At 60.1% G+C, this 11,813-nt stretch carries 7 protein-coding genes; 5 read left to right on the plus strand and 2 right to left on the minus strand.

Features of this window, described 5'->3' with window-relative positions:
- Positions 1 to 24: 24 nt before the first annotated feature.
- Positions 25 to 483, minus strand: a complete 459-nt coding sequence (locus tag LKE08_RS18120; protein ID WP_324705654.1) for a hypothetical protein — start codon at positions 481 to 483, stop codon at positions 25 to 27.
- Between the two features lie 81 nt (positions 484 to 564).
- Positions 565 to 738 (minus strand): hypothetical protein, encoded by a 174-nt coding sequence (locus LKE08_RS18125; RefSeq protein WP_324705655.1) that lies wholly within the window; start codon positions 736 to 738, stop codon positions 565 to 567.
- A 643-nt stretch (positions 739 to 1,381) separates the two neighbouring features.
- Between LKE08_RS18125 and LKE08_RS18130 the strand changes: the two genes are divergently transcribed.
- From LKE08_RS18130 to LKE08_RS18150, 5 genes are all read left to right on the plus strand, one after another.
- Complete coding sequence (locus LKE08_RS18130; protein WP_324705656.1) at positions 1,382 to 2,638, plus strand: response regulator; 1,257 nt, start codon at positions 1,382 to 1,384, stop codon at positions 2,636 to 2,638.
- Between the two features lie 203 nt (positions 2,639 to 2,841).
- Positions 2,842 to 3,207: a response regulator gene (locus LKE08_RS18135; RefSeq protein ID WP_324705657.1), complete on the plus strand. Its 366-nt coding sequence runs from the start codon at positions 2,842 to 2,844 to the stop codon at positions 3,205 to 3,207.
- 10 nt (positions 3,208 to 3,217) lie between these two features.
- Positions 3,218 to 3,754, plus strand: coding sequence for a chemotaxis protein CheW (locus LKE08_RS18140; protein WP_324705658.1), 537 nt, complete (start codon positions 3,218 to 3,220; stop codon positions 3,752 to 3,754).
- Positions 3,755 to 3,964: 210 nt separating this feature from the next.
- The gene (locus tag LKE08_RS18145) at positions 3,965 to 7,420 is read left to right on the plus strand and encodes a methyl-accepting chemotaxis protein (RefSeq protein ID WP_324705659.1); all 3,456 of its coding nucleotides are present in this window, start codon (positions 3,965 to 3,967) and stop codon (positions 7,418 to 7,420) included.
- Between the two features lie 77 nt (positions 7,421 to 7,497).
- Entirely contained in the window at positions 7,498 to 11,646 is a 4,149-nt protein-coding gene (locus LKE08_RS18150; protein WP_324705660.1) for a response regulator, read from the plus strand.
- Positions 11,647 to 11,813: the final 167 nt, after the last annotated feature.

Raw genomic sequence — 11,813 nt, forward strand, 5'->3', positions numbered from 1 at the left:
TTATTGCTTGGGTTTGGGCTTTGGTTAGGCATAAAAAGTCACATTCGTAAACTCGATCACTCGAATATTTTTCAACGTGTCAAATAAACTAATTAATCGTGCCACGACTGAATGATCTCTACTATGATTGACACCCAGAGGACTCATTTCAATTTTTATGTAGCCGCGATCGTAATAAAACCTGGCGTTTGAAAGATTAGCTCGAGTGAATGCTTCTTGAATTTGGGGATAACTAGGAAGTTCAGGAAACAAACCGGTGTGCCAATGCTCAAATTTTAACCAAGCGGTGCGATCGCTTGCATTTTCTAGATTAAAGTTCCAAACCTGCCATTCTTTGACATGGCAGCGACCAAAACCGCGACGCTTTTTCATGCCCAGGCTGATTTCACCTTGTTCCAGGCCGGAGAGTGCGATCGCCAATCCTTTTAGTAACTCAGTTTCATTCTCTGAGTAATGCCAAATCAGTGGGACTATCTGCATCACCACTTCCCAAACAAGTTGGTGTATCTAAAATCAAAGTACCGTATACAACAATGCGTCTAATAATATGACGTTTTGTGCGGCTCAGTCATGGTACTCATCTTCTAATTGATTTTGATTCGGTTGAAATATTTCTGGATATCTAGCTGAAAAATATTGATATTCTTCCAGCCAATTAACAGCAATTCTGCCAAAACCATCAATGCAGCGATCGCCAATTCCTTCTTTTTCAAAATCTTTAATCTGTTCAGTTGTCAATTGTGCATCAAAAACCAACACACTGCAGATAGCACCTTCTCCCTCTTCAACTACTTGATTAGTCCTCGAATCGCGCTTTGTTGCTGATGAACGTCCTTTGGTGCGATCGCGCGCCGTATGAATATTGATCCGTAAAGAATAGGTGAGCCGTAAAACGGGGCAAGGTATTGGGGCGATCGCGCATCACAACACGAGCCGATCGCAAACTACCGCTATCTGCTGTACCATTATTAGGATTAATCGCTGTTTGGCGACGGATTGTTGTCAGGGAATGCAATATATCAGTTGGTGTTAAAGTAGGTGGCTCATTGTTGTTTGGCTCTCGTGAACGAAAGCTAAAACCGATCGCCCCCCGAAAATCCCCATCCCCAACCCTGACCGAAGGGCGGGGTAAAAGCGCGATCGCCGGCCCCCCGCAACGGCAGCCCCCCGCCCGTTGTGCTATTGTCGATGGGGGGGAGCGCCGAAAGCGACCCAGTGGAGAATGGGTGCGATCGCGCCCCGGACACCCGAGATCCGATCGCCGGTCGAGGGGGGCGAAGAATTTTTAAGCACGCCAAACCGATCGAGAGCCACATCAAGCGGGACTGGTGTGAGAGGATGGAGGTAGAAATCCAGCGATGATAGGGAGGCCACTTGCTTCATGCAAGGCTCTTTGAATGAAATTGATATCCGCAGCATATTGCAGTTGATCGAGCTGGGCCAGCGAACCGGGGAATTGATGGTCGAGGCCTACAGTCCCCCCCCACATCCGGTCAAAGACAAGCTACGCCGACAGTTTGACGGTCAGTGCTGGCTGGTCTTTTGCTTCAACGGCCGCATCATCTACGCCGGACAGAGCGAAGGGAGTCTGCTGCGGCTGCGAGACTACCTCCGCCGCTACAAAGCGGACACAGCCCTCGACGGCCTGGAAGTCCCCTCCATCGCCGCCGTCAACGCCCCCGAATACGGCTACCTGTGGTTGCTGCTGGAGAAAAATGCCATCTCTCCGGCCCAGGGGCGCAGCATCCTGCACGGCATGATCTGCGAAACCCTATTCGACCTGTTGAGCCTGCACCAGGGCACGTTCAACTTCGAGATGAGTCCCCCCCTGGCCCCCCAGTTGATGACTCTGGAGATCGGCCCCCTGCTGGCCCGGATCATGAAACAGGTTCAGGAGTGGAAAACCTTCCACCCCCACATCCAATCCCCGAATCAATGTCCGCTGATCCTCGATCGCGACAAACTGCGTCAGAGCGTCCGCCCCAACGCCTTCGAGACTCTGAGCCGCTGGGCCGACGGCAAAACCAGCTTCCGGCAGATCGCCCGGTATTTGAACCGAGATATCGTCACCGTCGCCAAAGCGATCTATCCCTTCGTGCAGCAAGGTTTGGTGCAACTCCTCAACCCCGGTTCGGAACCGAGTCCCTCCCCCGACGAACGGCTCGCCGTCACCGCCAAAGTCCCCCGCATCGTCTGCATCGATGACGACCGGGTGATCCGGGAAACAGTGGAATTGATTTTGACCGGACACGGCTACGAGGCGACGGCGATCGGAAATCCCCTGAAAGCCCTCAGCCACGTGTTCCAACTCAAACCCGACCTAATCCTGTGCGACATCGCCATGCCGGAACTCAACGGATACGAAATCTGCGCGATGTTGCGAAATTCCAGCGCCTTCCGGCAGACCCCCATCATCATGCTCACGGGGATCGACGGCTTCATCGATCGCCTCAGAGCCCGGCGAGTCAGGGCGACCAACTACCTGACCAAACCGTTTCGGGAGACGGAACTGCTGACCCTGGTCGAAGGCTACGTCGGCCGCGGGAGTCCGGAGCGGCCGACCCCCGAGAACAAACTGAGCGAGGAACTCTCGGAAAATTGGGATGCGATCGAAACCCCCGAATCTCGTTCCACCTAAATCAATCCGCAGCGAACTTGGGTATACTTGAAATCAAATAATATTATGTTAAAGCAATCTCCATCGCGGTTGCAATCAAGCATTTGGCCTGCAACCGGAGTGTCTCGGAGCGTTAGGGTTGGCCGAAATGTAGTATTGGAGACGCCCCAGTCCCTCCGCCGTAGTGTCAATTCACCCAGAACCCAGCAACTCAGCAAGACAGTATGAATACAGTTATGGTTGTAGAAGACAGTGTGACACAGCGGGAGATGATCTCAAATCTCCTCAAAGAGAGCGGTTTGCGGGTCACCGTAGCCAGCGACGGGGTTGAGGCTCTCGAACAAGTCCAACAGCACAGCCCTGCCCTGGTCGTCCTGGATATTGTCATGCCCCGGATGAACGGTTACGAACTGTGTCGCCGTCTGAAATCCGATCCAAAAACCCAAAATATCGCCATCGTCATGTGTTCTTCAAAAGGGGAAGAATTTGACCGCTATTGGGGCATGAAACAAGGTGCGGACGCTTACATTGCCAAACCATTTCAGCCGACCGAATTGGTGTCAACCGTCAAGCAATTGCTGCGGGGGTAGGTGAAGGACGATGGTCGGAAATCCAGATTTTCTGACGGGTCAGGGGGCGGACGCCTCGGAATTCCAAGAGCTAGAAACCCCGGAAGGGGAGTTGCACCTGCGGTTTTTCGTCGCCTCCGGTGCCGAATTAGCCCTACCGGCAACGGGCATCAAAGAAGTGCTCTCCCAGGCCCTTGATCGCATCACCCCCATCCCCAACGTGTCGCCGCTGCTGCTGGGGACTCTCAACCTGCGGGGTCGGGTGATCTGGGTCGCCGACCTGGGACAGTTTTTGGGAGATACAATGCAATTAAATACCGATCGCACAGAAATTCCAGTCATCGCCATCGAGGATCAAGATACCATCCTCGGATTGGCGGTCGAGGCGATCAACAATTCGACAGCGATGGACTGGCTGCCCACGGACGAGATGCGGATGCCCGTGCAGGTGCCCGACAGCATGGCGCAGTACATCAAAGGGGAGTGGGTCCTCGACGAATCGGAGGAGCGGGTGTTGCGGCTGCTCGACCAGATCGCCATTCTGCGGTCAGCCCGGTGGGCGCTCTGAAGGGTGGGAATCGGAGCGACCCGTTGGCTTCGGAAACGGGACTGCTTTTGACTTTGGACGATTACAATTGAAGAGGTCGGGGAGATAGACGAACGAATTATTGATAGAGCAGTAACAAAATTGTGTGAAGCCAATCCAGTCTGAATTTGAAGTCGGATTCACTTACATACAATTCTCACGGTAACTCTAAAGTCAAAAGAGGGATGGCAAATGTCAGCAAGTGCAGACTATCTGCAGGAGTATCACAAAACGGAGACAGCCTACACCGAGGGCAACTTGGAAGAGGCGGCGACTTTAGTTTGTCAACTGGTCGAAGACTACCCCGACGACCCGTCCGCCCGGCTTTTGTGCGGCCACATCTATTACGATTTGCAGCAATATGACGTCGCCCGGGAACAATACAACGCGGTGTTGACCCTGACGGACGACCCGGAACTGCTCGACCAAGCCCAAGCCTACATGACGGAAGCCGACCAACTGAGTTCCTCCTCCGACCCCCCCAACGGCTCGGGGGCACCGCCGCCGGACGACGACGATTTTGACGATGCCACGGAAACCATTTTAGAAGATTTCAACGGCGACGAACCGGCGGCGGAACCCGTCGGGATAGAGTCCGAACCCGACCTCGCCGCCGACATCGCGGACGACCTGTCGGATTTGGACATCGACATCGAATCCCTCTCCCCCCCGCCGGAACGGGTAGCCGAAGCCGAGGAGCGCGAACTGGACCTCGAGGAAGAAGAGCTGAACCCGGAAGAGATGGACTTCTCTCAACCCTTCGAGGAAGCGATGGAAATGTCCCCGGCGGGCGAGGCTGGGGCCGACGAGGATTTGGAAGATCTCGACCTCGGCATCCCGGCGATGTCCGAACCCGAATTGGACGGGGGAATGCCAGAAGATGATTGGGAATTGGACTCCTCGGATCTGTCCCAGCCGGACTTGGGGGGAGGGGACTTCGATGCGATCGCCTTCGAGTCCGACCCCCTCGCCGACGCGGGGGCAGAGTTGGACGAGTACGAAGCCGACTCCGACCTGACCAACCCCCTGAACAACCCATTCGCCGAATTGGAAGGGGACGGGGCCGACGACGGGGAAGAGGGGGTGGTGGGGGAAACCGACTGGGAAACCGGAGATCCCTTCGGACTGGCCGCGGAGATCCCGGGAGAAGACGAGTCCGACAACCACTTCGCCCCGCCCGAGGGCGAGTTCCCCGACGACGACCTCGACGGACTCTCGGGGGACCTGTTTAAAGACGAGGCGATCGCCCCGGAACTCAAAGGGCCGGGACTCTCGGGCGCCGACCTGGGGGCGACCGAACCGGAGCCGGAGTCGGACCGGTTCGAGTTGGACGACCTGTCCCCGGAATCGGAACCGTCCAACGGCAACGGCAACGGCCCGCGCCCGATCGCCCCGGACGCGGGCTCCGAGACCCTCTCCGGAGACCCGGATCTCGGGGAGTTCGACGACGAATTAGACGACATTTTTGCCCCCTTGGAAGAGCCAGCCCCCCCGGGGACGGAGGAGGAGGCGGAAATTCCCCGGACCGCAGCTCACCGCCAGAATGGAAAAGCCGCGATCGCCGAAGACTTTGACGAGTCCCCCTTCGACATGATGGAACTCGACGGGGAGGCGGAAGCGGACGACGAGGCGGAAACCCTGCTGACCGATTCCTCCCGGGGAGTCGGACCGGTCTTCGAGGAAGACTCCGACTTCGATTTGGACGGCGCGGACATCCCCGCCTTCGCGGAGCCCCCCGACCTCGACGCCGACGACGACATTCCCGACAGCTTCAACCTGGACGCCCTGGATGAAGAGACGTTCGAGGAAAACGGAGCCGGCCCCCCCCGCGATTGGGCCAAGCCCACTGCCAAAGGCGATCGCAACGGGTCCGTCCCCCCCCCGGCCGCCACGGGCATCGCCTCCCACTCCCAAACCACCGACGATTTCCTCGACGATTTTGAAGAATTCGACGACCTGGGCCACCTGCCGGACTTCGAGGTGTCCCCGGAAGAAGCCTCCGCCTTCCTGCCCGACAGCTCCGACTTTGAAGACGACAACCTCGAGAGCCAATTCATCGCCACCACGACGAGCAACCTCGAGAGCGACAGCTCCGCCATCCACGAAGACGAGGAGCTGATGACCCCGACGGAGCGGGAGACCCTCACCACCTTCACCGCCCCCTCGGAAGACCACGTCGATACCAGCCTCTCCGTCGAGCCCGGCTCCTTCGCCTTCCTCGAAAATAAACCCCTGAAAATCAAATCCCTGTACACGGCCCTGGGAACGGGACTCGTCACCCTGATCGCCGTCGCCGTCGCCACCAACGTCGCCACCCAGATCGCCGCCCGCAACGACCGGGCCTTGGTGGTCAACTACCTGCGGACGACGGGCTGGATCATGACGGCCGTGGCCGGGGCGGCCAGTTTCGGCACCGCCTGGACCGTCGGCCGGATCACGGCCGGACAGATGGGGAAAGCCTCCAAAGAACTACAGGCCCAGTTCGACGCCATCGCCCGGGGCAATTTAGACGCCCGAGTCAACGTGTACGCCGAAGACGAACTCGGCCAGATGTGCGCCAAATTCAACCACATGGCGCAGTTCATCCAGAGCACCACCCGGGAAGCCCAGCGCAAGGCCGAGGAGCAGGAAGAGGCCAAAGAAAACCTACAGCGCCAGGTGATCCGCCTCCTCGACGACGTGGAAGGGGCCGCCCGGGGCGACCTGACCGTTTCCGCCGAGGTGACGGCCGACGTGCTCGGAGCCGTAGCCGACTCCTTCAACCTCACCATCCAAAACCTGCGGGAAATCGTCGTGCAGGTGAAACAGGCGGCCCGCCAGGTGAGCAAGGGGGCCACCGACAGCGCCAGCTTCGCCAAGGACGTGGCTGGGGACGCCCTGCGGCAGGCCGAGGAACTGGCGGCCACCCTCAACTCCGTGCAACTGCTCACCGACGCCATCCAGCGGGTCGCTGAGAGCGCCAAAGAAGCCGAAGAGGTGGCGCGCTCGGCCGCGGCCGTGGCCACCAAGGGGGGCGAGGCGGTGCAGATGACCGTGGCCGGGATCTTGAAAATTCGGGAAACCGTGGCCGAAACCACCCGGGACGTGAAGCGGCTGGCCGAATCCTCCCAGGAAATTTCCAAGATCGTCGCCATCATCTCCAACATCGCCTCCCGCACCAACCTGCTGGCCCTCAACGCCAGCATCGAGGCAGCCCGGGCCGGGGAAGCGGGGCGCGGGTTCGCCATCGTCGCCGACGAAGTGCGCCAGTTGGCCGACAAGTCCGCCAAATCCCTCAAAGAAATCGAACAGATCGTCATGCAGATCCAGAGCCAGACCAGCTCGGTGATGATGGCGATGGAAGAAGGCAACCAGCAGGTGATCGAGGGGACGAAACTGGCGGAACAGGCGAAGCGATCGCTCGACGACATCATCCAAGTCACCAACCGCATCGACGTGCTGGTTCGGTCCATCACCGCCGACACCGTGGAGCAGAACGAAACCGCCCGCGCCGTCGCCCAGGTGATGCAGGCCGTCGAACACAGCGCCCAGGAAACCTCCCAAGAAGCGCACCGGGTCGCCAGCGCCCTCAGCAACCTGGTGGGCGTCGCCCGGGACCTGCTGACCTCCGTGGAACGGTTCCGGGTCGATCCCTCCGAACGTCAGTAAACCGATCATTAACAATTAATAATTAATTGTTAATTATTAATTGTTAATTGTTAATTGTTAGCGAATCCTAACGAGCCATGCAACCGGAACAACAAGAACGCATCATGGGGTACTTCATTGAGGAGGCAAAAGACCACCTCAATACCATCGAGCAGGGCTTACTCAACCTGCAATCGACCATCGAAGACTCCGAACTGCTCTACGAGGTCTACCGCGCCGCCCACTCCGTCAAGGGGGGGGCGGCCATGCTCGGCCTCCACAGCATTCAAAAAACCGCCCACCGCCTCGAAGATAGTTTCAAAGCCCTGGAAAAGATCACCGAACGGGGGCCGCTGCAAGTAGACCAGCAACTCGAATCCCTGTTCCTGCAAATTTTCGACACCCTGCAGGCCCTCATCGACAACCTGTCGGGTCCCTACGGGCTCACCGAAGAGACCTCCCTCAGCCTGTTGCAGGAAGTCGAACCGGTCTTCGACGGCCTCAACTACCACATCAACACCCTCTGCGGCGAAAAGGGGGTGGTCTTGACCCAGACACCCGCGCCGGCCGAGCCGCCTTCGGTGCCGGCACCGGCATCCGCGCCGCCGCCGGCGCGGGACGAACCCTCCGAGGCGATCGACAGCGCCGAAGAACTGTTCTTCCGCAGCGACGTGCCCGATCGCCTGCGGGAGATGCTGCAACTGTTCAAACAGCAACCCACCCCGGACGGCCGCAACCGACTCGTCGAACTCTGCCGAGGGTTGGGGCGGGCGGGCGAAACCTTCGACAAACCCCACTGGGTCAGCTTCCTGGAAACCGTCGAACGGGCGATCGCCAACCCGGACAACAGCTACCGCACCCTGGCCCCGGTGGTCATCCCCCAACTCAAACAAGCCCAAGACTTGATCCTCACCAACCGGGAAGATGAAATTGTCGTCAGTTCCTCCCTGGAGGCCCTCTTGCCCCCGGTCTGGGACGGGTCAGAAGAGGACCCCACCCTCAACGAAGAACTCCTGGCCCAACTCGGGGTCGAACCGGCTCCCGACACCCCGCCCATGACCCTCGACGATTCCCCCCTGGACGCCCCGCCCCAATCCAAGCCGTCCGGCTCCGGGGCGCTGCTCGACTTGCCGGCGGGGGATTCCATCCCGAACATCTCGACGGACGATCGCCACTCCCCCCGCGGCCCAGCTATGCAACCGGAGGAATTGAAGAGTCTGGCAGCCCTGTTTGCAGGGGTGGAGGGGAACGGGAACGAGATCGAAAATGGCTGGGAAGAAGAAACCCCCCGGTCACGAACGCCGGAAACCGGCGACGGCGACCCGAGTGCCGACGATTTCGACATTTTCTTCGGCAAGGATTCCCCCGACTCCGCTAGGCCGAGACCGTCGGGCGCGACCCCCGGAATGACGGCGACCACCCGGGACGAGGACTTCGCGAACCTGCTGTTCGACGACATCGAAACCGGGGCTCCACCGGAGGCCGGCACCGCCAAATCTCGCCCGAAATCCGGGTCGGCGGGGGGCGACGACGCCGACGACTTCATCCAACAACTGCTCGTACTCGACGACGGGGAGTCCGAGAAAGGGACAAACCCGACGGCGGACGGGAACGGGTCTGGCTGGGAGTCGGAAGATCTAGACCCGAGCTTTTCGGTCCTCTTCGACGAAACCGAAACGGCAGTTGACGGCGGCTCCTCGGCGACGACGGCCGCCCCGGAAGCGGCTCCGGACACCGATGACGGGGATTGGTTTGAACAGTTGGTCGCGGGTGAGGAAATCGAAGACCCCTTCCGGGAAGCGGAGGCATCGCGCCGCCCCCCCAGAGAATCGGCCGCGAGCCCCGGAAACGGTGCGGGGACAGCCGCGGACGGCGAAGCCGAGGACGACTTGTTCAGCGAACTGTTCGGGTTGCCGGAGGTAGAAACGACTCCGGAACCCGTCCCGCCGCCTGAGCCCCGGGCGGCCGGCCGACCGAAAGCGTCCCCCGCCGAGCCGGCTGTCCCCCCGGCGGGGGACGGCGAGGCCGAGGATTTTGCCGGCCTCGACGACCTGTTGAATCAACCCGAAGCGTCGGGGCCACCGTCAGAAGAGGGGGATGAGATGCTCTCCGACCTCGACCGCCTCCTCAACACGCCGGAGGAGGTGACAACCTCCGCCTCCGATGGCGGCGGGGACGCGGAGGCGGAGGAGGAAGAGGAAGAGGACGACTTCAAATATTTGGCCAAGTTGATTGACGATCACCCGAGCGCCGTCGGAGGTGTCCGATCGCCCGTGAAGCCGGCCCCCAAATTTGAACAGATCGCCAAGGTCCCGGTCAAGCAACTGGACAATCTCAGCAACCTGATCGGAGAACTGGTGGTCAACCGCAACAGCCTGGAGCAGGATCAGGAGCGGATGCGCCAGTTTTTGGACAACCTGCTCGACCAGGTGTCGCTGCTGAGTGACGTGGGGCAGCGGATGCAGGATTTCTACGAGCGATCGCTGCTGGAAATTTCCCTGCTCTCCAACCGCCAAAAACCCATGCTGTCGTCGCCCCACCCCCTCGACGACTCCGACGGCGGGGAAACGGCCGGGTTTGAATCCACCGAACTCGACCGCTTCACCCCCTTCCATACCCTCTCCCAGGAGATCATCGAGCTGGTGGTGCGGGTGCGGGAGTCGGCCGCGGACATTGAGTTCTTGGTGGAGGAGGCCGACCAGGTGGGCCGGCAGCTCCGCCAAGTCACCAACCAGTTGCAGGAGGGACTCAACAAGGCGCGGATGGAGCAGTTCACCCAGGAGGCAGACCGACTGAAGCGGCCGGTGCGGGATATTTCCATCACATGCGGCAAGCAAGCCAAGTTGGTCGTGGAGGGGCGGGACACCCTGATCGACAAGATGCTGCTCGGAAAACTGCGCGACCCTCTCACCCACCTGGTCAACAACGCGATCGCCCACGGGATCGAACCGCCCGAGGTGCGCCAGAAGGCCGGAAAGCCGCCGACGGGCCAGATCACCATCAAGGTCTTCCACCAGGGCAACCAAACGGTACTCTCGGTGTCCGACGACGGCGGGGGCATCGACGTGGAGCGGGTCAAGCAAAAGGCGATCCGGAGCCAGTTGATCTCCCCCGAACAGGCTAAAGATATGCCCAAGCACGAGATCTACGACCTCCTGTTCCGCCCGGGTTTTACGACGCAGGATAATCCCAACGAAATTATGGGCCGTGGGGTGGGCATGGATGTGGTCCGCACCAATTTGGCCGAGATCCGGGGCACGATCACCACGGACTCCACCTTGGGAGAGGGGACGACCTTCACCATCCGCCTACCCCTCAATATGAGCATTTCCCGGGCGCTCTGCTGCATCAGCGATCGCGCCCGCATCGCCTTCCCGATGGACGGGGTGGAGGACATGATCGACGTGCCCCGGGAGCAAATTCAGACCGGGTCCGACGGCAAGCCGACCCTGGAATGGCGGGGGTCCGTCCTCCCCTTCCGGCACCTGCGGGAGCTGCTCACCTACAAGCGCCACCTCGGCCGCGGCGGCGTCTACGGCGCCAATGTCGAGGAGGACATGATTTCGGTGATCGTCCTGCGGGCGGCGGGGAATTACCTGGCCGTGCAGGTGGATCAGGTGTTGGTGGAACAGGAAATCGTGATCAAGCAGCTCGAGGGTCCGGTGCCCAAACCCGTCGGTGTGGCGGGGGCGACGGTACTCGGGGACGGCCAGATCGTCGCGATCGCCGACGTCTTGGAGCTGATCGACCTGGCTACCGACAAGATCCGCCCCGATGCCCACACGATGAAGTGGGAGGACGCCGGGGTGACCGAGGCGGCCGAAGCGCCCGCCCACAAGAACGAACCCACGGTCCTCATCGTCGATGACTCGATCACCGTGCGATCGCTGCTGTCGATGACCTTTGAAAAGTCGGGCTACCGGGTCGAAGAAGCCCGGGACGGCAAGGAAGCCTGGGAAAAACTCAAATCCGGCCTCCCCTGCGAAATCGTCTTCTGCGATATCGAAATGCCCCGCATGGACGGCCTGGAACTGCTCTCCCGGATGCAGAAAGATCCGGCTCTCCAGGATCTCCCCATCGCCATGCTCACCTCCCGGGGCGCGGACCGACACCGCCAGATGGCCTATCAGCTCGGCGCCCGGGGCTATTTCACCAAACCCTACCTGGAAGAGCAACTGCTCGAAGCCGCCGGGCGGATGCTGCTCGGCGAAGTGGTCGGCAAAGTGGGCGTCCCCGCCTCCAGCTAAGTTGGGGGGCGCTTTGCGGGGGGCTCCGCGAAGCGCCCCGGCGGGACGCCGGACCGTTGTCAGGAGAGCGCTTTCCTGGCTAGACTCTAGTGGACTGTTTCATCTTAAATGAGGCGATCCGATCTGAATCCACAGGCAAGATGCCTGTGCTACGTTTTGAATTTTGC

Source organism: Lyngbya sp. CCY1209, assembly GCF_035615495.1.
Classification (GTDB): Bacteria; Cyanobacteriota; Cyanobacteriia; order Cyanobacteriales; family Microcoleaceae; genus Limnospira.

Bases quoted from the DNA above. Each gene is read 5' to 3' on its own strand.
- LKE08_RS18130 (WP_324705656.1), top strand. From the start codon at position 1,382: ATGCAAGGCTCTTTGAATGAAATTGATATCCGCAGCATATTGCAGTTG.
- LKE08_RS18135 (WP_324705657.1), top strand. From the start codon at position 2,842: ATGAATACAGTTATGGTTGTAGAAGACAGTGTGACACAGCGGGAGATG.
- LKE08_RS18140 (WP_324705658.1), top strand. From the start codon at position 3,218: ATGGTCGGAAATCCAGATTTTCTGACGGGTCAGGGGGCGGACGCCTCG.
- LKE08_RS18145 (WP_324705659.1), top strand. From the start codon at position 3,965: ATGTCAGCAAGTGCAGACTATCTGCAGGAGTATCACAAAACGGAGACA.
- LKE08_RS18150 (WP_324705660.1), top strand. From the start codon at position 7,498: ATGCAACCGGAACAACAAGAACGCATCATGGGGTACTTCATTGAGGAG.